20 protein-coding genes and 1 pseudogene are annotated in these 20,390 nt (G+C 61.0%); 17 read left to right on the top strand and 4 right to left on the bottom strand.

Annotated features, from left to right (window positions below; translation table 11 throughout):
* Nucleotides 1–23: 23 nt before the first annotated feature.
* From Q7T26_11200 to Q7T26_11175, 6 genes are all read left to right on the top strand, one after another.
* Nucleotides 24–1,079, top strand: coding sequence for a hypothetical protein (locus tag Q7T26_11200; GenBank protein MDO8532706.1), 1,056 nt, complete (start codon nucleotides 24–26; stop codon nucleotides 1,077–1,079).
* A complete protein-coding gene (locus Q7T26_11195) occupies nucleotides 1,076–1,450 on the top strand; it encodes a VOC family protein (protein ID MDO8532705.1) in 375 nt (124 codons plus the stop codon). The genes Q7T26_11200 and Q7T26_11195 overlap by 4 nt, the downstream gene beginning before the upstream one ends.
* A gap of 52 nt (nucleotides 1,451–1,502) precedes the next feature.
* On the top strand, nucleotides 1,503–2,513 hold the full coding sequence (locus Q7T26_11190; GenBank protein ID MDO8532704.1) for an LLM class flavin-dependent oxidoreductase: 1,011 nt from the start codon (nucleotides 1,503–1,505) through the stop codon (nucleotides 2,511–2,513).
* Nucleotides 2,514–2,534: 21 nt separating this feature from the next.
* Entirely contained in the window at nucleotides 2,535–2,954 is a 420-nt protein-coding gene (locus tag Q7T26_11185; protein MDO8532703.1) for a hypothetical protein, read from the top strand.
* Nucleotides 2,927–3,544 (top strand): DUF192 domain-containing protein, encoded by a 618-nt coding sequence (locus Q7T26_11180; GenBank protein ID MDO8532702.1) that lies wholly within the window; start codon nucleotides 2,927–2,929, stop codon nucleotides 3,542–3,544. The genes Q7T26_11185 and Q7T26_11180 overlap by 28 nt, the downstream gene beginning before the upstream one ends.
* 203 nt (nucleotides 3,545–3,747) lie before the next feature.
* The gene (locus Q7T26_11175; GenBank protein ID MDO8532701.1) at nucleotides 3,748–4,218 is read left to right on the top strand and encodes a hypothetical protein; all 471 of its coding nucleotides are present in this window, start codon (nucleotides 3,748–3,750) and stop codon (nucleotides 4,216–4,218) included.
* Here the strand turns inward: Q7T26_11175 and Q7T26_11170 are convergent.
* Nucleotides 4,187–4,531 carry a hypothetical protein gene (locus tag Q7T26_11170; GenBank protein MDO8532700.1) on the bottom strand — a complete coding sequence of 115 codons (345 nt, stop codon included), beginning with the start codon at nucleotides 4,529–4,531 and terminating at the stop codon, nucleotides 4,187–4,189. The two genes, Q7T26_11175 and Q7T26_11170, sit on opposite strands and share 32 nt — an antisense overlap.
* A gap of 611 nt (nucleotides 4,532–5,142) precedes the next feature.
* Here Q7T26_11170 and Q7T26_11165 point away from each other — a divergent pair.
* From Q7T26_11165 to ruvA, 3 genes are all read left to right on the top strand, one after another.
* Nucleotides 5,143–5,895 carry a YebC/PmpR family DNA-binding transcriptional regulator gene (locus Q7T26_11165; GenBank protein ID MDO8532699.1) on the top strand — a complete coding sequence of 251 codons (753 nt, stop codon included), beginning with the start codon at nucleotides 5,143–5,145 and terminating at the stop codon, nucleotides 5,893–5,895.
* 158 nt (nucleotides 5,896–6,053) lie between these two features.
* Nucleotides 6,054–6,548: a crossover junction endodeoxyribonuclease RuvC gene (ruvC, locus tag Q7T26_11160; GenBank protein MDO8532698.1), complete on the top strand. Its 495-nt coding sequence runs from the start codon at nucleotides 6,054–6,056 to the stop codon at nucleotides 6,546–6,548.
* A complete protein-coding gene (gene ruvA, locus Q7T26_11155; GenBank protein ID MDO8532697.1) occupies nucleotides 6,545–7,135 on the top strand; it encodes a Holliday junction branch migration protein RuvA in 591 nt (196 codons plus the stop codon). The genes ruvC and ruvA overlap by 4 nt, the downstream gene beginning before the upstream one ends.
* Before the next feature lie 19 nt (nucleotides 7,136–7,154).
* On the opposite strand, the gene Q7T26_11150 is transcribed toward ruvA, so the two are convergent.
* Nucleotides 7,155–8,081 (bottom strand): NAD(P)-binding domain-containing protein, encoded by a 927-nt coding sequence (locus tag Q7T26_11150; protein ID MDO8532696.1) that lies wholly within the window; start codon nucleotides 8,079–8,081, stop codon nucleotides 7,155–7,157.
* 288 nt (nucleotides 8,082–8,369) lie between these two features.
* Here Q7T26_11150 and Q7T26_11145 point away from each other — a divergent pair, with 288 nt between their 5' ends.
* From Q7T26_11145 to Q7T26_11110, 8 genes and pseudogenes are all read left to right on the top strand, one after another.
* Nucleotides 8,370–8,591, top strand: coding sequence for a hypothetical protein (locus Q7T26_11145; GenBank protein ID MDO8532695.1), 222 nt, complete (start codon nucleotides 8,370–8,372; stop codon nucleotides 8,589–8,591).
* A 12-nt stretch (nucleotides 8,592–8,603) separates the two neighbouring features.
* Nucleotides 8,604–9,047, top strand: a pseudogene (locus tag Q7T26_11140) (DsbA family protein).
* Nucleotides 9,044–9,523, top strand: coding sequence for a vitamin K epoxide reductase family protein (locus Q7T26_11135; GenBank protein ID MDO8532694.1), 480 nt, complete (start codon nucleotides 9,044–9,046; stop codon nucleotides 9,521–9,523). Before Q7T26_11140 ends, Q7T26_11135 begins: the two are co-directional and overlap by 4 nt.
* Nucleotides 9,524–9,549: 26 nt before the next feature.
* On the top strand, nucleotides 9,550–10,476 hold the full coding sequence (locus Q7T26_11130) for a hypothetical protein (protein ID MDO8532693.1): 927 nt from the start codon (nucleotides 9,550–9,552) through the stop codon (nucleotides 10,474–10,476).
* Between the two features lie 114 nt (nucleotides 10,477–10,590).
* Nucleotides 10,591–12,912 carry an NB-ARC domain-containing protein gene (locus Q7T26_11125; GenBank protein MDO8532692.1) on the top strand — a complete coding sequence of 774 codons (2,322 nt, stop codon included), beginning with the start codon at nucleotides 10,591–10,593 and terminating at the stop codon, nucleotides 12,910–12,912.
* Between the two features lie 61 nt (nucleotides 12,913–12,973).
* On the top strand, nucleotides 12,974–14,083 hold the full coding sequence (locus tag Q7T26_11120) for a Gfo/Idh/MocA family oxidoreductase (protein MDO8532691.1): 1,110 nt from the start codon (nucleotides 12,974–12,976) through the stop codon (nucleotides 14,081–14,083).
* 195 nt (nucleotides 14,084–14,278) lie between these two features.
* On the top strand, nucleotides 14,279–15,202 hold the full coding sequence (locus tag Q7T26_11115; protein ID MDO8532690.1) for an amidohydrolase family protein: 924 nt from the start codon (nucleotides 14,279–14,281) through the stop codon (nucleotides 15,200–15,202).
* A gap of 548 nt (nucleotides 15,203–15,750) precedes the next feature.
* Nucleotides 15,751–18,720: a hypothetical protein gene (locus Q7T26_11110; GenBank protein MDO8532689.1), complete on the top strand. Its 2,970-nt coding sequence runs from the start codon at nucleotides 15,751–15,753 to the stop codon at nucleotides 18,718–18,720.
* Between the two features lie 63 nt (nucleotides 18,721–18,783).
* Here the strand turns inward: Q7T26_11110 and Q7T26_11105 are convergent, their stop codons facing one another.
* Nucleotides 18,784–19,551, bottom strand: coding sequence for a CpsB/CapC family capsule biosynthesis tyrosine phosphatase (locus Q7T26_11105; protein MDO8532688.1), 768 nt, complete (start codon nucleotides 19,549–19,551; stop codon nucleotides 18,784–18,786).
* Between the two features lie 138 nt (nucleotides 19,552–19,689).
* Nucleotides 19,690–20,385 carry a PIG-L deacetylase family protein gene (locus tag Q7T26_11100; GenBank protein ID MDO8532687.1) on the bottom strand — a complete coding sequence of 232 codons (696 nt, stop codon included), beginning with the start codon at nucleotides 20,383–20,385 and terminating at the stop codon, nucleotides 19,690–19,692.
* Nucleotides 20,386–20,390 lie beyond the last annotated feature (5 nt).

Below are 20,390 nucleotides of genomic sequence, written 5' to 3'. Positions count from 1 at the left end.
GACCCCGCGGCAAGGAGACCCCTATGGCTCGATTTCTGTCCCTCCGAGGCGCCAGGCTGGCGCGCGTGACTGGCGTGGCGCTGGCCGTCGCGTCTCTGCTCTCCCTTGCCGCGCCGCGCGGCGCCACAGCCGCTCAGGAGCCTCTGATCGCCTTTGTGTCCAATCAGGACGGCAACAGCGAAATCTACGTGACGCGGGCCAACAGCACGGACGCTCTGCGCCTCACCTATAACCCCGGCTGGGACTGGCAGCCCGCCTGGTCGCCGGACGGCAAGCGCATCGTCTTCACGTCCCGCGTTGACGCGAACACAGACATCTACACCATCCGCCCCGACGGCAGCGGCCTGACGCGCCTGACCACCAGTCCCGCCGACGACCGCGAGGCAGTCTGGTCGCCGGACGGCAGGCGCATCGCCTTCGTTTCCCGTCGGGACGGCAACCCGAACATCTACTCCATGAACACGGACGGCTCGGGCCAGACGCGCCTCACGACCACTTCCGCCTGGGACTGGGACCCCGTCTGGTCGCCAGACAGCAAGCGCATCGCTTTCATATCCTACCGCGATAACAACTACGAGATTTACGTCATGCGTGCGGACGGCTCCGGGCAGACCCGCGTCACGTCCAGCGCGGGAGAGCACGTCGCGCCCGCGTGGTCGCCGGACGGGACACGTATCGCGTTTATTACCGCGCGAAGCCGAGCGGGCAGCCTGTGGGTTGTGAACGTGGACACACTGGCAACGCGGGAGCTTGCATCCTCCACAACAACGGTGCGAGAGTCCACCTGGTCGCCGGACAACAAGCGTCTGGCGTTTACCACTTATGTGGGGTGCATCGCCAACGAATGCGAAGACGCGCTATACATCGTCAACGACGACGCCTCTGGGCTGCGCCAGGTCACCACGTTCCCGGCGTCCGAAGGCGGAGTCTCCTGGTCCCAGGATGGGCGATGGATCGCCTACACGACCACGGGAGGCGACGGGGGCGCCTACCAGGTCTGGGTGACGGACGCGGACAAGTCGGTGGTGTGGCGTGTCGCCCAGTCCAGTGAGGCGTCCGCCTGGCAACCGATGCCATGATTACGGACATGGTCGGCGTCATCATCTGGACGGAGGATGTGACGCGACTGGCGGCCTTTTACCGCGACACCCTGGGCCTTCCCGCGCACTCGGAGCGGGCCGAGTTCGCCGCCTTTGACCTGCCCCACGGTCTGCGCCTGAGCATCGGCCAGCACAGCCGCGTGCGGGGCCGCGCCCGCGACCCGTATCGCATCATGCTGAACCTGGGCGTGCGGGACATCCAGGACGCCCATCGCACCCTGTCGGAGCGGGGCGTCCCGTTCATTCGCGCGCCGGAGCGGGAACACTGGGGCGGATGGATCGCGACGTTCGCCGACCCGGACGGCAACCTCTTGCAACTCCTGCAGCAACCGTCCGCGGACGAGAAATAGACGAACGTCTGACATCATCCGTTGACATGACGTCAGCGCCGAGGTGGTCATCATGCGCAAGTCCTTTGGCGTCCTCTTCGCGGGCGACAACCTGCCGGAGTGGCGGGAGTATGTCAAGGTCGCGGACACGTGCGGCTTCTGGGGGCTGGGTATCGGCGACTCGCAGTCCATCTACCCGGACGTGTACGTGCGCATGACCATCGCCGCCATGACGACGCAGAACCTGCGCCTGGGCACGTGGGTGACCAACCCGCTGACCCGGCATCCCGCCGTCACCGCGGGGGCCATCGCCAGCGTGGACCAGGTATCGGGCCAGAGGGCCTTCCTGGGCATCGGCACGGGGGACAGCGCCGTGTTCAACATTAGTCTGAAGCCGTCCACTGTGGCCTATCTGGAGGACTACATCCGCGCGGTCAATGAGCTGCAGGCCCGCGGCGAGACCCAGTGGCAGGGGAAGACCATAAAGCTGTCCATCGTCAAACGGCGCGTGCCCGTGTACGTGGCGGCGTCCGGCCCCAGGACGCTGCGGATGGCCGGGCGCGTCGCGGACGGCGTCATCATCGGCACGGGCGTGCTGCCGGAGGTGGTGCAGGACTCCCTGGCCGAGCTGCGGGCAGGGGCGCAGGAGGCGGGGCGCAGAGTGGAGGACATTGACGTCTGGTGGCTGGTCATGGGCAACCTGGCGGAGGACGACGCCACCGCGCTCAACGACATCAAGAACTCCCTGGTGACCTACGCCAACCTGGCGTTCCGCTTCACCACGGAGGGCAAGCGCCTGCCGCCGGAGTACGAGCCCGCCGTGCGGCGCATCCACGCCGAGTACAATGCGATGGAGCACGCCAAGTTCGGGCCGAGCCATCACGCCAATCTGTGCGACGAGCTGGGCCTGACGCCCTATCTGCGGAAGCGTTTCTCCGTCTGCGGCTCGCCGAAGGAGTTCATTCGCCACGCGGAGGAGGCGCACGCCGCGGGCGCGCACAAGCTCTGGCTCAGCATCCGCGTGGCCGACAAGAGCCGCTTCCTGCGCCTGTGGAACACCCAGGTGCGGCCACACTTCGAGTAGCCAGAGGGATGCGTCGGCGCCATGACGGAGCTGCCCCGCGTGAAGCCGTTCCTGCAGATCGCCGCCCTCTGCGAGCGCGTGGAGCAGGGCGAGGGCGGCGACTACACGCTGCACCACATCTTCGACACGACGGCGCTCCGCGTGCCCCGGACGCTCCCCGACCCGCTGCCGCCCCTCACCTACGCTTTCACCCTGGCGACATGCTGGACAGGCGGCGTGGGCCACTTCCAGGAGCGCGTCCAGATGTACGACCCGGACAGCGCGCTCCTGTGGGAGGGCAAGGAGGCGGCCTTCTGGCTCTCCAGCAAGTCGGCGCGGCACAGCAACTTCCGCCGCATCACGGCCACCATCAACGACGCGGGCCGGTATGCCATCCGCATCCTGCTCTCCGGACAACTGGAGGCTGAGCTGATATGGACAGTGGACATCCAGCGCGTATGACGGGCGCGGCCCTCGCCTTGGGAGCCGCCGCCCTGGTGCTCCTCCTGGCGGGCTGCGCGGGCCTCCCCCCGCCCCCACCCACGCCAGCGCCCACGGCGGCGAGTCCGGCGCCCGCGCCGACCGCCACGCCCCGCCGTGCGGGGCCACCTGCAACACCGACGCCCGTTCCAGCCCCGGCGCCGACGGCCATCGCCGGGCCGGCCATCGTCGCCGGGCAGTGCGTCCTCCGCATTGATGTGGCGGATACGATGGAGAAGAGCATGCGCGGGCTGAGCGGCCAGCCTCGGATACCGCTGGACTACGGGATGCTCTGGCTGTTCGCGCGGGAGGGAGAGACCGGCATCTGGATGAAGGACATGCTCGTGCCCATTGACATCGTGTGGATGAGCCGCGAGCACCGGGTGCTGCGGGTGGACGCCAACACGCCGCCTCAGCCGGGCGCGCCAGACCGGGAGCTGAAAATCTACAGTCCCCCGCCGGGGGCGTTCTCCGTCCTTGAAATCGCCGCGGGCCGCGCAGCCGCCTGCGGGATGGCTCCGGGCGTCGCCGTGGACTTCGTCAACCTGCCGCCTGGCCCATCGTCGCGCTGATGGAGAGCACTTCGCAGTTCCGCGCGCGGTCTCTTTTCAGCTACGGCATATTTGGGAGGTTCAGGAGGGTTTTATCCTCCTGACGGGAGGCTTGGGACACCCCACGCCTCGGCGAGGGCGAAGCCCCCCTGACAGAAAGGAAAGAAGTTCTTTCGGACACACGACGTGTATAATAGCGCTATCCTTAGAGGCAACGGAGTGCTATGTCTACTGAAGAGCGAATTAAGCCAAAACTGTTGGCACTGCTAATCTGCGAGAAGACTTTTTTGGATGAAGATAAGGTCGCTACATTGATGCGACTAATCGACACGTTCAACTTTACCGTTGAAGGCAGCCGAGATACCCAGCTTGGCAAGTTAGCCGTCCCGGTTCACTGCGTTTTGTTTACCAAGTGGGGGCTGGGAAAGGGGGAATTCACCGATGAGGTACGCATAATCAAACCCAATGGGGACGTTATGACAGCCAACAAGACTGGTTTCAAGTTGCCTGGCGGTTTTTGCTTCCACCAAATTCGGCGCGTCATGCACCTAAATGTTACTGAGGCTGGAGAATTCTCATTCCATATTTATCTTGACAATGAGTTCGTTGCACAGCACCCGTTCAAAGTGAACATCGACCATGTGCAACCGCTGTCAGGATCCCTCAAGCCGCCACCAGAACCTGCACAGGGATAGGCGAGCGTGTCACCGCAGCGGTGCCAGTGCCTGGGCCGTAGTAACGTATATGCCTAGTATCAATGTCAGGCACGACGACATGGACGGTTTGCGTTGCATAACTCTCGAGTACGGTTGCCAGCCACTGCCTAACGTCGTCTTCTCTAATGTGACCATCGTCGAAACGAACAATTGCTTCGTCAGCTTCGTCAGCTAATGCTTGTCTCTCTGCATCTAAATCCCATTGGAAGAGAGCAAGCCATTCACGCAAACGTTTCAGTTCTACCTCGCGATGGAGGTAGCGTCGCAGAATATCTTCGATTGGGAGTGTCATGATGAACCCCTCCGCTCACATCCTAGTCCGGTTGTCTGATCACGAGCGCTACAGCGCTTTCTTTGAACTCAACCTAGAAGAGAAGGTTCGCCTGGGCTGGGAAGAAAGAGGTTGGCTCGAACGACGTGTCACAGAGTCTCCTAAGCCCAAGTATATAGTACCCAAGGGCAATTTACCAGTTGGCACAGTTGGGCAACAGATTACATATTTCATAATAACTCGAGACGGACAACATTGGCCGCTCGTCAAAACGCATCAATACAAGTTGCCAAATGGCCAAATCACAGGGGGGCCGGACCCACTTTACATTCGCCTGTTTGATGTCGTGTTCACCAGAGTGGAGAAACAACAAGACGCCGATCCCTGAAACCAGGCGGTATAGTGCGCTTGCACAAACCGACCCGTTGTCGGGCAGTGGATGGTGCTTGACTGCGTCGTCGGGTTTCGCACGTTCGGTATTGGCGCTGCCTTTTCCGAGACGGTCTTAATGGAGGGTAAGTCGGGGGCCGCGACGCAGTTCGTCAATGACCTGCCCCGCTTTACACGCCCCGCTATAATAGAGCCGTAGAATCTGACAGGGCCGACTCTCGGCCGGACCGACGGGGTGCGCTATGGCCGGACACTCAAAATGGGCGAATATCAAGCACGGCAAGGCAATCGTTGACGCCAAACGCTCCGCGGTGTTCACCAAGCTCTCGCGGGAGATCATCGTCGCCGCCAAGCAGGGCGGGCCGAACCCGGACGCCAACGTCCGCCTCCGCCTCGCCGTCGAGAAGGCCCGCGACAGCAATATGCCGCGCGACAACATTGACCGCGCCATCCAGCGCGCCACCGGCGGCGGCGAGGGCTTCCACCTGGAGGAGATCACCTACGAGGGCTATGCCCCCGGCGGCGCCGCCGTCATCCTCACCGTCGTCACCGACAACCGCACCCGCGTGGTCGGCGAGCTGCGCAACGTCTTCTCCCGCGCGGGCGGCCGCCTGGGCGAGGCGGGCTCCGTCGCGTGGCAGTTCGAGTCCAAGGGCGTCATCACGCTGGAGGTGGACCCAGCCAAAGCCGAAGAGATAGCTCTCACGGCCATTGACGCGGGCGCGGAGGACGTGAAGGTGGACAAGGGCTGGCTGGAGGTCTACACCAGCCACGACAGCTTCGACAAGGTGCGCAAGGCGCTGGAGGCCGCCAAGCTGAAGCCGAAGAGCGCCGAGATCTCGATGGTGCCCAAGGCGATGACTCCCCTGGACGACAAGGCCGCCGAGCAGACGCTGAAGCTGCTCGACAAGCTGGAGGACATGGACGACGTCCACAAGGTCTACACCAACGGCGACTTCCCGGACGCCGTCCTCGAGCGCTACCGGGCGGCCTAGTGTCGCGTCACCGAGGCATTGCGAGGCCCGACAAAGGAGGGCCGTGGCAATCTGGCGGTGGGGTCCACCCCTCTTCCGGATTGCTTCGTCGTCCCGAGGTATCGGGACTCCTCGCAATGACAATTCTATACGCGTATTTCAGTTACAGGACACCAGACGTGCGTATTCTGGGCGTTGACCCGGGCACGGTGCGCATGGGCTACGGCGTTATCGAGGGCGAGGGCGACGATGCGCGGGCCGTGGACTTCGGCGTGCTGACCGCGCCCGCGTCCACGGAGCCGCCGGCGCGCCTGGCCATCCTCTTCGACGGGCTGACGAAGGTCATCGCCCGCCACAGGCCCGACGTCGTGGCGGTGGAGGAGCCGTTCGTCGCCGCCAACGTCCGCTCGGCCATGCTGGTCGGCGAGGCGAGGGCGCTGGCCTTGCTGGCGGCGGCGCGGGCGCATATCCCGGTGCGCCAGTACAGCCCCGCCGAGGTCAAGCAGTCGGTGACCGGCCACGGGGCAAGCCCCAAGGAGCAGGTGCAGACGATGGTGCGGCTCATCCTGCGGCTGGACGCTGACCCGAAGCCGGACGCCGCCGACGCTCTGGCCGTGGCCCTGTGCCACGTGCGGAGGGTGCGCCTGGAGCAGGCGCTGGAGAGAGGACGATGATAGCCACGCTGCACGGCGTCCTGGAGGAGCGCGGCCCCGGCTGGGTGGTGGTGAACGTGGGCGGCGTGGGCTACAAGGCCTATGCTCCTACATCCACGCTGTCGGCGCTGGGCGCGACGGGCGACGCGGTGCGCCTGCACACGCACATGCAGGTGAGCCAGGACAACATCGCCCTGTACGGCTTCGCCACGCGGGAGGAGCTTGGCCTGTTTGAGCTGTTGCAGACCGTGCAGGGAGTCGGGCCGCGGCTGGCCCTGGCGCTCCTGTCCGGCCTCTCTCCCGATACGCTGGTGGCGGCCATCGCATCCGGCGACGAGCCGACGCTCCAGCGCGTGTCCGGCGTGGGCAAGAAGACGGCGGGACGGCTGGTCCTGGAGCTGCGCGACAAGGTGAGCAAGGAATGGGGAGGCATCGCGATTTCGCCCGCCGCCGCGCCGGACGGCGACGCGCTTGCGGCGCTTCTGGCGCTGGGCTATACGCCCGCGGAGGCGCGGCACGCCCTGGCCCAGGCGCAGGCGGGCGTCGCGACCGACCTGCCGCTGGACGAGCGCGTGCGCCGCGCCCTGCAAACGCTCGGCCGGGGGTGACGATGCGCCGCGCGACGCGCTACGCTTTCGAGCGCTCCGCCCTCCGCGCGACCACCGCGTCCACCGCCTCCAGCACCTTGCGGTAGTCCTTCGGCTCCTCCGCGTTGAAGTAGTCCTTCAGGCCCAGCGCGGCTATGCCCGCCAGACGGCGACGCGCCGCCTCCGCGACCATCGGCTCCATTCCCAGCTTCCGCACCATTGCCACCACCTCGTCAACCTCCTCCACGCGCCGCCGGGCGTGAATGGCGCCCGTGCAGATGAGCCTGTTGGCGAAGAAGGAGAACTTCATGGTATCCATCCACTCAAAGGCCACCTCTCTGACAACGTCGTCCAGGCCCGCCTTGTGGGCGGCAAGCGCCGTCTCCCACAGCGCGGCCTCCAGGCTCTTCATCAGGACGCTGCGCAGGAGCTTGACCCGCGCCGCCGCCCCCGCCGGGCCGTCAATGACTCGTATCTGCATGTGGTACTTGTTCATGACCTGCGCGAACTCCGCGGCGCCGGGCGCGGAGGTCCAGAGCAACACGTGATGCTTGTACATGGAGGGGCCGCCCAGAATGACGCAGTCCACGAAGGTGGCGCCGCGGGCCGCGCACATCTCCGCCGCGCGCTCCTTGACCTCCGGCGACGCCGAGTTCATGTCCACGAACATGTGCCGGGGCGTGAGCAGCGGCGCCGTCTGCTGCACGACCTCAATGGTGGAGGCCGCCGTGACAGCCGACAGGATGAGATCGGAGCCTGCCGCCAGCTCGGCGATGGTGTCAACCAGCGTCACGCCTGCTCCCGCGGCCTTCTGCCGGAAAGCGGGAGTGTACGGAGGGCGGTTGCGCGGCCCGTTGCAGTAGGCCAGGATGCTGTTGTAGCCCTCGTCCTCGTGCAAGCCCTTCGCCATGTGGTAGGCGACGGCCCCGAATCCAATGAAACCCAGGCGCGGCCTCTCAGGCAGCATATGTGTCTCCTTCTACGGCAAGTGTGCCCAGCGAGCGATGCGCGGCGCTATATTATCACACGCCGCCGTCGCCACGGCGAGGCGGCGCTCACCAGACGTGGATGCGCCTTGCTACAGTTGAGTCGCCCTCCGAATTGGCGTCAAGCCTTGGCCCGTGCTATTCTAGAGCCGTACGCCACGAGGACGGGGCATAGCTCATGTCCGTTGTCTCCGCGGCGGAGGCATACAACTCCGGCAAGGTCATTCGGGCGGATGGCGCGGACCTTTACGACGAGGTGTGTTCTCACCATGCCAGGCAAGCAGAAAACGTCCGCAAAGCGCTCCGCGTTCCCCTGGCTTCTGATGGGCGGAGGCATCATGGTAGTCGCCGTCGCCGTGGCGATCGTGCTCGTGAGCGCGCAGCCCCCGGCGACCTCTCCCGGCCAGAGTGCGGCTGCCTCCGGGGCGCGCCACTCGATGGGCAGCCCGAATGCGGCGGTCACCGTGGTGGAGTTCAGCGACTTCCAGTGACCGTACTGCCGTGACTTCGCCCTCGGGCCAGGGCGACAGATTGTCAGCGACTACGTGGACACGGGCAAGGCGCGTTTTGTGTACCGGCACCTGACGGTCATCGGGAACGAATCGTTGCGTGCGGCGGAGGCGTCCGAGTGCGCGTCCGACCAGGGGAAGTTCTGGCAGTACCATGACATTCTGTTCCAGAACTGGGCGGGTGAGAACGCGGGCGCCTTCAGCGACTCGAACCTGAAGGCCTTCGCCGTGAAGATCGGCCTGGACGCGGCGCCGTTCGGGACCTGCCTGGACAGCAAGCGTTACGTGGACCGGGTGCGCGAAGACATAGCCGTCGCCCGCTCTCAGGGAGCCGCGTCCACGCCCACCGTGTTCGTGAACGGCGGGAAGATTGAAGGGCTGGCGGACTACCCGACCTATAAGCGGGCCATTGATGAGGCCCTGGGGAAGGCGCGATGACGGAGCAAAGGCGAAGGCCCATTCTTCAGGCATGTCGCGCCACGCTTAGCCTGGCGGGCCTGGGCGTCGCCACGTACCTTAGCGTCAGCTATATCATAGGCCAGGCCCCGGCCTGCGGCCCGGTAGGCGGCTGCGGGCAGGTCACAACCAGCGCCTACGCCCGGTTCCTGGGGGCGCCTATCGCCATGCTGGGGCTGGCGACATATGCGTTCCTGCTGCTGGGCAGCGTGAGCGTGTTGGCTTTCCCCTCGTTGTCCGCGCCCATGTCCGTCGCGCTGGCCATCGTGTCCGGCGGAGGCTTCCTGTTCTCGTCCTATCTCACCGGCGTTGAGGTCTTCGTCCTGCGCGCCATCTGCGTGTGGTGCGTCACGTCGGCGCTGCTGGTCACCGGCATCTTCGCGCTCAGTCTGGCCGAGGCCGTGGCGCCGCAGAAGCCCCCAGCGGGAGCAAGCGCCGGGAGCGCGACGGGCGTCTGACCGCGCCAGCCTTCCGAGGTCATGTGATGCCGAGTCGGAGCCACCTGCTTTTCATCGTCGTCGCTCCGCTGTGCGGAGCCGCCGCGCTGCTCGCCGCCTGCGGCGTCATAGGGCCGCCCGCGACGCCGACGCCGGAGCCGCCGCGCGTGGAACTGGTCATGGCCTCCGCGGAGCAGGTCGTCGGCCCCAACCGCATATCGCTGGTGGTCCTGGACGAGAAGGGCACGCCCATCGAGTTCGGGGGCGGGCACGCTCGGTTCTTCCAGATTGATGGCGCCAGCGCCACCCTTCGCAGCGAGACGGTTGTCTATTTCAGGCCCATTGGCCTGGAGACTATGCCCGGCCACGCCCACCAGCTCTTCTCGACGCACCATCTGGACATGAAGGGCCTGTGGCTCGCCGAGGCCACATTCGACAAATCCGGCCCCTGGGGCGTGGAGGTCACCGTTGACCAGCCTGGCCGCCCGCTCGTCGTCGCGCGCACCCAGTTCGACGTGCTCGCGGCGTCCACCTCGCCCGCCGTGGGCGCGCCCGCGCCGCGCAGCCGCAACCTCATCGCCAGCGACGTGAAGGACATCTCGGAAATCTCCAGCGCCAAACCGCCGGGCGACATGTACGACGTGCGCATCGCCGACGCCGTCGCCGCTCACCGGCCCCTGCTGGTCCTCTTCGCCACGCCCGCCTTCTGCACCAGTCGCGTCTGCGGCCCCGCGTACGAGATTGTGCAGACTGTGCAGCCGCTCTACGCGCGGGAGATGGACTTCGTCCACATCGAGATCTGGAAGGACCCCATCAAGCGCATCCCTCTGGAGACCGTGACCGAGTGGGGCATCCAGAACGACCCGTGGGTCTTCCTGATTGACCGGAACGGGGCAGTCCGCTACAAGCTCAGCGGACTGGTGACCGTGGACGAGATGGAGGAGGCCATCCAGCAGACGCTCGCTGTCCGGTAAACGACGGCCAGCCGCGACATTTGCCGCTATCATAGCGAACCTCTTGTAGAGCAAGTCCTGAAAACAACAGGTGATGCGCGTATAATGTAGCCTAGCACCACAAAGGAGGTAGCCATGAATCTTTCCGTACTAGAAAAGATGGTACGAGACGGTGATCTCTCCTTAGATGGTCTGAGATATCTTCTGGAATGCCACGGTGAGTGCGAATGGCTTGATTACAAAAAGCATCTCGGAATAGAACACGACCAAGAGTTGTGCGCGTTTACGAAAGACGCCCTTGCGCTCAAAAACGTGGGGGGCGGATATATCGTGGTGGGAGTCGAGGACAAAACATGGATACCATGTGGTCTGTCTAGCAAACTTCCGTACGACTCGAAAATGCTGCATGACAAAATTCGTCGTTGCGCAGGGGTAGAGTTAGACGTTGATATTGTGCATCACGAAATTCAAGATATTGGTAACATTGCGATTATATACGTTCGGTCAAGTCGGAAGAGAAGCAAACGCCGTATGCCAACACTGGTCGCCAAAGACTACTGCCCAAACGCACCATTCGGCATACGACGAGGCGATATCTGGATAAGACGCGGAGATTCAACCGTCAAAGTTCAATCTCAAGTCGAGTTGGAAGAACTAATTGAGCACCTAGAAGCTTCTTGTGACCAAGATGCCATTCAAGCAACAGAACAACCTTCGCCATTCGCAATTCAGGACGGCCCTTACAGACTTCTAGATAGGGGCTTTGATAGTTTTATAGGTCGGGAAGCCCTAAAACAGCAGATTCTGGAAGCAGTGACGCGGGATCCGCGTATCTGGATAGTGAATGTTCATGGCCCAGGAGGGGTTGGGAAATCCGCCGTAGTGAATTGGGTGACATACGAGTTCTATCACCGAAGAGCCTTCGAAGCGATCCTCCAACTCACCGCTAAGGAAACTATTCTCACGCCAGAGGGCATTAAACCTTTTGGTCGCTCTCTGTACTCATTGGAAAATTTCCTAGACCATATTATTGATCTAATCGGAGAAAAGACGCCACAGGACATTGAAGCCAAGAAGCACTTGGCCTTGGATATCCTGGGCATAGGAGAAACTCTTTTGGTTCTTGACAATATGGAGTCCGTGTCCGACGGACGGGTACTTAAGTTCGTGCAAGAGCTTCCAAACAACACGAAAGCCAAGGTTCTCATCACCAGCCGCCAAAAGACTGGCGGATGGGAGATGCCCATTGCAGTAAACGAGCTGAGCGACGAAGAGACTGGTGAGTTCCTAAAAGTAAAAGCAAGGGACATGGGCGTTTCCTTCCCCCTGCACAAAGACATTGTCTCAAGAGTTCGAGGGGCCACCGGAGGATTACCACTGGCAATTCAATGGATGATAGGCCAATACAAAATCACAAAAGACATAGCCAAAGTGCTTACCGCTGTTGTGCACAGTGATTCACCCGTTCTCGAGTTTAGCTTTAGAAACATATGGCATTCCATATCACCGGACGCCAAGGCGATGCTCGCAATCATGACCATCTTTGATGTGCCGCCCACTATTCAACTGATCGCTACAGTGACGCAATGGAACGTCGAAAGGATTGATAAGGCTCTAGCTGAATTGATGGATGTCACCTTGGTAACGCGCGTCACTCAACTCTCAGATGGAAGAGTCGTATATTCTGCATTACCAATTACGCTTTCCTTCGCGCGTCACCAACTAGACGTTTTGGGTGATTTTGTGACACGCGGCCACCAACGTCTCCAACAATATAGCGAGCAAATGGCATTACAAGAGTCCGAAGTTTCCAAATTCCGAAGCACGTTCGAATATTATGGCCTAACCACTGACAACGAGAAAAAGGCTGCCATTCTATGCAGACGCGGTGAGTCAGAAATGTTTGCTGGGAACGCTGATAACGCGGACGTGTTATTCAAGCAAGCACGCGATTTGGCACCACAAAGCGCATACATACTTGCAATGAGCGCCAGTTGCGAACTAGCGCGAGGGCGTGTCGGACTCGCGCTAGTTCACAGCCAAGAGGCTTGTAGACGTGCTACAAACAAAACAGGTTCACTCTGCTACAAGATACTGGCGCGCATCCACGATGCTCAATATGACAAACTGGGACGCATAGATGCTTTGGAAAAAGCTCTGGAGTATGACAATTCTGATGTGGTCGCTCGTCATCAATACGGTGTTGCTTTGAGCCGAGGAGGAAGACCAGAAGATGCAATTAGAGAATTCTCTAGGATCATTACAGACGAAAAAGAAAAGGCGTCCCCTACAGAGACATTAATGATGGCGCTCAAAACCAGAATTATCAATTTACGTCGCCTTGACAGATACGTAGAGGCTGATGAGGACATGGCCTATGCTGGACAACTTTTGAAAGACAATCCTTACCTTCAGCATCATGCTTGGCATTTTGCTGACCTTGAGGACGATAGATAGTCCATTGGGCTGCATTTTCCCATTCGTACCTTCCCAGCTTCGTGAGAAACAGGAGGCCAAGATGACATCCAGCACCCGCATCCGCGTCGGAGTCATTGGGGCGAACGGTCAGGGCCGATGGGGATCCCGCGCCCATGTGCCCGCTTTCCTTGCCCTGCCGGAGATGGACGTTGTGGCGGTCTGCACCGCGCACAAGGAGACCGCGGAGTCCGCCGCCCGCCATTTCAACGTCCCGCGCTTTTACTGGGACTACCACGCCATGCTCGAAGACCCCAACATTGACCTGGTCAGCATCGCGACAAAGGTGCCGCTCCACTATCCCATGGCGCTCGCGGCGCTCCAGGCTGGCAAGCACGTCTTCTGCGAGTGGCCCCTGGCTCTGAGCGCGTCCCAGGCGGATGAGCTGGCCCGCACCGCCCAGGAGCGCCGACTTCACCACGGCGTGGACCTGCAGTCCCGCGGGTCGCCGCCGATCCTTCACCTGAAGGAGCTTTGCGACGAAGGGTACATGGGCCGCCTGCTCACGTTCAACATGAGCATCATGCTGCCCACGCACATCACGCCCCGGGCCTCTCACCGGCGTTGGACCATGGAAGAGGGCGGAGGCGGCAACGCTCTGACCATTCAGGGCGGCCACTCCATTGACATCCTGGGCTGGTGCCTCGGCGACATCGTGGAGGTGTGCGCGGAGGTGGCCACCCGCGTACCGGAAGTGAGCCTTTCAGACACCGGCGAGGTGGTGAAAGTCACGTCGCCGGACACCATCGCGTTCGTGTGCAAGCTGGTGAACGGAGCCTTCGGCGCGGTGCAGTCGAGCTGGGTGGCCTGGCACGGCAGCGGCTGGCGCATGGAGGCCTACGGCACCGAAGGCAAGCTGATGGCGACGTCCCGGGAAACGCTTCAGTACGGCGACGTGCGCGTGCGCGGAGCGCGCAAGGACGAGCCCGCCGAGCACGACATAGAGACGCCGGACAGGCTGCGCTGGGTCTCGGAAATCCCACCCACGGACTTTGTGCCGTACAACGTGGCGCAGCTTGCGCGGAAGATGGCGGAGGGCATCATCCAGGGCCATCCCACGCACCCGAACTTCTACGACGCGGCGCACCTGCACCGCGTGCTGGAGGCGGTGACGCGTTCGGCGCGGGAGCGGCGCTGGGTAACGGTGGAGTAGCAATGTCATTCCGCGCCGCGCTCGGCGGGACACCATGACGCGGTTCAGAAGTCTCTCTCCTCACCCTTCGACAAGCTCAGGGTGAGCGGGATGACTCCTCCCGCTCGTGCTGAGCCCGTCGAACCATGAGCGGGTTCAAACGCATTATGGACTCCAAGCAGTTTTGGAATGACGTCTACGTCAGGGGAGGGCATTGTGTCTTCGACAGAGCTTATTGACGTCCACACGCACATATTCCCCTCGGAGGAGGTCAGCAACCGCTTCCTCCTCTCGACGGGCCGCACGCCCCAGCTCGTGGGCACGGTCCCCGTGCTTCTTGCCAACATGCGGACGCTGGGCATCAGCCGGACGGTGATGCTGATGTTCATGGACATCCGCACGCTCATCGCGCGGGACGTGGCGGAGCTGCCCGCGGACCTGTCGCTGGCGCAGCGCAAGGACCGCGCCGAAGCGATACGCAAGGTGTGGGCCAACAAGCTTTCGGCGAACAACTCGTGGGGCTACCGCGAAACGAAGGCGCACCCCGAGCTGATGACCTTCGTCGGCGTTGACGCGGCGGCGATGACGGAGGAGGAGATACGCGCCGAGATAGCGAAGGGCGTCAGGGAAGGCACGAAGGGGGTGAAGATCGTGCCCAGCGCCATGTGGCTGCACCCCGACGACAGGCGGCTGTTGCCCGCCTACGACGAGGCCCAGCGCCGCGGCCTGCCGCTCCTCGCCCAGTCGGGGCGCACGCCCGCGCTGGACGCCGGCGGCGACCCCTGGGGCCGCCCGAAGTACTGGACCAACGTCCTGCCCGACTTCCCCAAGCTGCGCGTCATCCTCGCCCACATGGGCATGGGCTTCGAGGAGGAGGTGGCCCAGCTCACGGCCCGCTTCCCGAACGTGTACGCCGACCTGTCGCACCGCCTGCACGAGCTGGACAAGCCCGGCGCGATGACCTCCCAGGAGTTGGCCGGATGGATTCGGAAAATAGGCGTGGACCGGCTGATGTTCGGGACGAACTTCCCGCTGAACGACGCGGCGGCTTGCGTGCGGGGGTTCCGCGCGCTGCCGCTCACGGACGCGGAGCGGGAGGCGGTCGGCAGCGGGAACGCGAAGCGGCTGCTGGGAATATAAAGACATGGGGCACTTGAAAACTCAAGAAGTACCTTTCGCACCGCATAGAAGCGATTAGGGAAGACAGGGAACTAGCGCCGAGGTTCGTTGAAACACTACTGTGAGATTAATCGCCCCCGATAAAGCAAAATTTCCGCTTGTAGGAAGGCTATCCAAGCGAACGTTCCACTTAATTGCCGTCTGGATGATTACGGCTAACGCAACAGTTGAGGCCGCGACGACAATCGCCTGCAGGTAAGGGGGAAGAGGATGACTAGGGAGCAGGAGATGCTTGCGATGGGAGCTGTTGTTGGGTGCCTTCTTGCCGGTTCCAGCGGGCCTGACCTGCTTATTAGCACTCATGGTAGCCCTCCTGGTTAGAGCGACTAGCAGGCGGACATCGGTCTATTGACACGGGCGCATGTGTACTGTACCATATGACTTCAGCAAAGTCAATAGAAAACGTGCCCAGTTTTGTACAATCGTAACAAAAACAAGACTCTGCGTTTGACTCAGACTAACGGGCAGGCTTTTGGAGGGTTGTAGGCCAGCTTCTTCAAGGAGGCAACATGCTGAAAGACATCAAGACGCTACAGAAGTGGGGAGACGCGCTCCAAAGCTTGATCACGGACGGCAGTCGCCACAGCGGAAGGGTCCGGCTAAATGAAGTGATTCGGATAGTCCATGAGCAAGGCCTGCAAAGCGGAAACATTCGCGCGGTAGTATATCGCTTGGAAAAGGCCGGACTAGCCGCTCCAATCTCACATGAAAAGCACCATATTCGAGCTTATGAGCTCGCTGATGCGGTGAATCTTCTCCTGGCGTTCAAGCTTCTCCACGAAAGCCGAGAAACTGGACATAGAATCACACCACGTAGGGCGGCTGAGCAAGTAAAGGAGTACCGCGAACAGCAAGGATTCTATGCGGGACACGATGTGATAGGCCTCCTGGCTGACACAGCGCTACGAAGGTTTGAGAGACACGTGATGGCAAGATTGCTAGGAGCTGTTGCGTTCAAGTTGTTCAAGCTAAAGGATCTCGTGTCAGGGACCATCGTGGTTTTGCATCCTATGGCTGCTGGACAAACACTTTCGCTCGATGATGAACCCCTTATCGCAGATTTCCTCAAATCACTTACGAGGGACCCCGGAGCTTCTAAGACAGGCCTTGTGAGTCAGACAGCAGAGATTTTGTTTGTACCCTACGTTCCGCAGGTCCTGGGTAAGTTCACAAGATACTTTGCGCGGGTAGTAGATTCCAATGTAACGACCGAGCGTTTCGCCGTTGTCCTTGCATGTCCCCCAGGTACACCCGATGCTAATCTCCCCGAACAGTCCTCACAAGTCGAGATAACGGACGACACGTTAAGTTTGCTGCTGCATGCTATTACAGCGGGGTGCGACGATTTGAAGCGGGAGGTACGACGTGACGTCAGCGCGGCTTTTCGTTCAAGCGATCAATCCAGCCAGAGCGCCTCGGGCAGCCTAAACGATCTGCTAAAGCAGGACATTCTAATTTGGGTTATGGCTCGATTTGCTTGTAAGCTAGTGTTTAACTCGCGGCAACCCGTCTTTTGTGATATCTATGAGGCCAAAAGGGCACCGAATACAGACAAGGTGTATTTCGAGGTCGTTGCATCTAGTATTGGTAACCCTCAGCGTAGCTCGCACATAGGGCGCACGTTAACCTATGGGCAGCTAGTCTCTGGATATGCTTCGGCAACAGGTCTATATCTTTACATAGCAAAAACCGAGCCTCCATTTGACTCCTTCGTATCTGAACATGACGATGAGGCGAAACTCGTGTTTTCCACACCGCCCGAACTTAGCAAGGAACCAGAACGGCAAAGAATGAAACGGGCTATGTCTGTTATTGCTGTCCCTATCCCCGTGGAGGGCGGCGGGTCTATTTCAGACATCAGTTTCACCGACCCACAGGCACGCCCTTCTCCTGTGATGTACTTGTTCATGCGACAGGGGGAAGCCGGAGAAACGAACCGTTCCAAGGAAACCAAGGAAGCTCTGGAAGTTTTTGCACCAATTCTCGGGGAGCTTCTAAAGCGAAGACATGATACGGCACGCACCGTGCGATTGACAGCTCGACCAATAATGAGGCCGCAATTTCTTGGCACAGATCAACTCCGGTATGAAGTAGTTAAGAAAGTCCAAGAGTTGGGACAGCAAGCTCAGAACGATGCGTTGCAAAACCTTGATGCTCGATTGGCGCTAGTTATTCTGAGGGCAACCCCGGCTGCGAGTGAGTATGGACAGCAAGGGGCACAGTGGCTAACAGAGCAACTTCATGCTCTGACGCCACAAGTTTTTCTGCAGCCATGGATAGAGACCCTCAGAACATTGGGGGGGAAGGAGATCTCAACAGAAGACATCAAATATGGAGAGCTTGCAGATAAGACGACGCTGATGCTGATTCCAGCCTGGTTATCAAAGCAAGAGCTTGACTTGCTTCGTGCTTTGTACCCTACCAGGCTAAGAAGGTTGGAGCTTGCGTTCACACAGCGTGGTGCTGAGAAGATAGGACGAGTGGACGCGTGGATCGTCGATGAGAAGCTCTCGGTTCTTCGCAATGGCGTTGGGGCCGCAAGAGCCACGCCAAGAGACAAAACAAACAAAGAGGACCCAGCAAAGGGGTTCTTTGAACGCGCAAGGCTGGCTGCCGCAGTAATTCCGTCTATAGTTCAAACTGTTAGAGACGAATTTGAGCAAAATGGCCGGTGGAAAGTAGCGCTAGACAGTGCAAGAGAGGGCCTTCATATAGAAAAGGACAATCCATACCTTCTGAGGCGCGCGGCTGACCTGGGTATTTGCCTAGGCGAGTTTGACACTGCTCTTAAAGACGCCAAATCGTCCTTGAGCTCTGACAAGATTACGATCGGGGGTTATTGTCTCGAAGGAGATGCACATCTTGGCCTTGGTGAACTCGAGGACGCGCTCACCTCTTATGCCAACGGCAATAAATCCGACCGAAAGCATTCCCTCCCCTATCAATCTGCAGGCTATGCCCTTTTGACAGTTGCCAAGTTACTGAATCAATGGGTGATGGACGATTTGTACAAGCTGGCGGAAAAAGCGGAAGAAGGGGATGCGCACACCCTCGGAAGTGATAAAGTAAACGAATTGCTAAAAAGAGGCGGTAAGATACGTAGCATATGCAGGGAGCTGGCAACTACTGCGAATGCGTGGTTACACCAAGCTTCTGTGATGGCACCTGCTGCCGAGGCCACCTCATCCTATCAAAAGCAACAGGTCTCCGAGCAGTACGATCTGAAAAACTCATTTGAAATATCTGGAATACTCGGGAGGTGTCAGAGCCATCTCTTTGTTTCTACACGGGCTATGGTCAATGAATGTTCTTCAGCGCGACATCGGTTTCCTAAGGATGATCTATTTTACAGAGAACTTCTATGGGCATACATGCTGGAAGCAAAGGATAAAATATGTCCTCGACTTTACCTTGACCTATCTCAAAATCTGCAGTCTATCATCAGCATCTTCCCTGCGAAAGACAAAGACTCAGTCTGAGACAAATCTTAGTTCCAAGGATTATTTCTGCCGTTTGCTACACAAAATGTGTAACTGATTTTCCTACCCGAAAATCCACCGCCGCTTCGGCCCGCTGACCGGCGGCAGCTCCGGCAGCGGCTCGCCGCGCGCAATCGCCTCCGGCGCCGTCGTCACCAGCGCCTCGGCGCGCGCCAACCCCACCAGCCGCTCCGCCGCCTCCATCGCATGGCGCAGCCCCGGCCCGCGCTCGCCGTCCGGCGTGTGCGTGTCCGACGCAATGACGTGGACGATGTCCATCCGCAGGAACTCCCCGATAGCCTTCCTGCATTCCGGTCCGAACAGGCCGAGCAGCCCGCCCGCCGTCACCTGCACCAGCATCCCCCGCTCCACCATGTCGGCCAGCTTGTTCGGGTGGTGCTGGAACAGCACCGTCCGCTCCGGGTGCGCCAGCACCGGCGTCAGCCCGGCGAGCTGCAACTGGAACAGGACTTCGTCGGCGTAAGTAGGATAACCGAAGTACGGCAGCTCGACCAGGATGTATTTGCCGCCCGGGTAAGGGAACTGGACGCCCGCCGCCACCTTCCGGTGCAGGTCCGCCGTCATGGCGTTCTCCATGCCGAGCAGCACGTCCACGCCGACGCCCGCCTTCGCCAGCTCTGCGCGGAGGGCGTCGTGCACCGTGCGAATGGCCCCGTTGGGGAAGTTCTCGGACACGTCCTTGCCGTGGGGCGTCGCGACCATCGTGCGCGCGCCGTCCTGCTCCGCCCGCCGCACCATCTCCACGGCGTCCGCCATCGCTTGCGGCCCGTCGTCCACGCCAGGCAGGATGTGGGTGTGAATGTCAAACATACCGGTCACAGGTCAAGTCTAGCAGAAACGGACACACGCCGAGGAGCCGCCGTTCATGGTTCGACAAGCTCACCACGAGCGGCGCAAAACTCGCTCATCCTGAGCCTGTCGAAGGATGAGCGAGTGCATGCCGACGCGCTAGCGCCGCGCCACCAGCCGACGGAAACCCTCCGCGTACTTGACCTTGGCCTTCTTGCCCGTCTCCGCGGCCCGCTGCTGCATCCACTTCTTCACGTCCCGGCCGTTCCCCATCTGGCAGACGTGGGCAAGGACCGACTTGATCTTCAAATTCATCGTGTCGGTGATGTCCACAAAGGTTTCCGGCTCGTCCGGCCCGTAGAAGTATATCTCCGCCACCTTGTGCGGCTTCAGCCCCTCCTTCTCGTGTTCCGGAAAGTGCAGCCGGTCCCGCGAGTAAGGATAGACGGCGTCCAGGGCCGCGATGCCCGCCATGCGGTGGTCGCGGTGCTGAAAGAACTTCGTGCGATAGGGGTCCGGCGCCATGACGATCTCCGGCCGGTAGAAGCGGATGGCGTGCACCAGATTGCCCAGAAACTCGCGGGTGTCCTCCAGCTCGCCGTCATGATAGCGTAGAAATTCTACCTCGGAGACGCCCAGGATGCGGGCCGCATCCATCTGCTCTTTCTCGCGCATCTTCGCCAGCCGCCGGGGCGTCATCTTCGGGTCGTCGGTGCCCTTGTCGCCGCTGGTGCACAGGACATAGACCACACGGTGACCTTCCTTGACCCACCGGGCGATTGTGCCGCCCGCCTGAATCTCGGCGTCGTCCGGGTGAGGAGACACCATCAGCGCCTTTGTGTCGAACTTGGACATGCCTC

It is taken from the genome of Dehalococcoidia bacterium, assembly GCA_030648205.1.
Taxonomy (GTDB): Bacteria; Chloroflexota; Dehalococcoidia; order JAUSIH01; family JAUSIH01; genus JAUSIH01.
This window is presented reverse-complemented; position numbering and strand designations above follow the sequence as displayed.

What these genes read in the sequence shown, in the direction of transcription:
- Q7T26_11200 (MDO8532706.1), top strand. Translation starts at nt 24, where the DNA reads ATGGCTCGATTTCTGTCCCTCCGAGGCGCCAGGCTGGCGCGCGTGACT.
- Q7T26_11195 (MDO8532705.1), top strand. Translation starts at nt 1,076, where the DNA reads ATGATTACGGACATGGTCGGCGTCATCATCTGGACGGAGGATGTGACG.
- Q7T26_11190 (MDO8532704.1), top strand. Translation starts at nt 1,503, where the DNA reads ATGCGCAAGTCCTTTGGCGTCCTCTTCGCGGGCGACAACCTGCCGGAG.
- Q7T26_11185 (MDO8532703.1), top strand. Translation starts at nt 2,535, where the DNA reads ATGACGGAGCTGCCCCGCGTGAAGCCGTTCCTGCAGATCGCCGCCCTC.
- Q7T26_11180 (MDO8532702.1), top strand. Translation starts at nt 2,927, where the DNA reads ATGGACAGTGGACATCCAGCGCGTATGACGGGCGCGGCCCTCGCCTTG.
- Q7T26_11175 (MDO8532701.1), top strand. Translation starts at nt 3,748, where the DNA reads ATGTCTACTGAAGAGCGAATTAAGCCAAAACTGTTGGCACTGCTAATC.
- Q7T26_11170 (MDO8532700.1), bottom strand. Translation starts at nt 4,531, where the DNA reads ATGACACTCCCAATCGAAGATATTCTGCGACGCTACCTCCATCGCGAG.
- Q7T26_11165 (MDO8532699.1), top strand. Translation starts at nt 5,143, where the DNA reads ATGGCCGGACACTCAAAATGGGCGAATATCAAGCACGGCAAGGCAATC.
- ruvA (MDO8532697.1), top strand. Translation starts at nt 6,545, where the DNA reads ATGATAGCCACGCTGCACGGCGTCCTGGAGGAGCGCGGCCCCGGCTGG.
- Q7T26_11150 (MDO8532696.1), bottom strand. Translation starts at nt 8,081, where the DNA reads ATGCTGCCTGAGAGGCCGCGCCTGGGTTTCATTGGATTCGGGGCCGTC.
- Q7T26_11145 (MDO8532695.1), top strand. Translation starts at nt 8,370, where the DNA reads ATGCCAGGCAAGCAGAAAACGTCCGCAAAGCGCTCCGCGTTCCCCTGG.
- Q7T26_11135 (MDO8532694.1), top strand. Translation starts at nt 9,044, where the DNA reads ATGACGGAGCAAAGGCGAAGGCCCATTCTTCAGGCATGTCGCGCCACG.
- Q7T26_11130 (MDO8532693.1), top strand. Translation starts at nt 9,550, where the DNA reads ATGCCGAGTCGGAGCCACCTGCTTTTCATCGTCGTCGCTCCGCTGTGC.
- Q7T26_11125 (MDO8532692.1), top strand. Translation starts at nt 10,591, where the DNA reads ATGAATCTTTCCGTACTAGAAAAGATGGTACGAGACGGTGATCTCTCC.
- Q7T26_11120 (MDO8532691.1), top strand. Translation starts at nt 12,974, where the DNA reads ATGACATCCAGCACCCGCATCCGCGTCGGAGTCATTGGGGCGAACGGT.
- Q7T26_11110 (MDO8532689.1), top strand. Translation starts at nt 15,751, where the DNA reads ATGCTGAAAGACATCAAGACGCTACAGAAGTGGGGAGACGCGCTCCAA.
- Q7T26_11105 (MDO8532688.1), bottom strand. Translation starts at nt 19,551, where the DNA reads ATGTTTGACATTCACACCCACATCCTGCCTGGCGTGGACGACGGGCCG.
- Q7T26_11100 (MDO8532687.1), bottom strand. Translation starts at nt 20,385, where the DNA reads ATGTCCAAGTTCGACACAAAGGCGCTGATGGTGTCTCCTCACCCGGAC.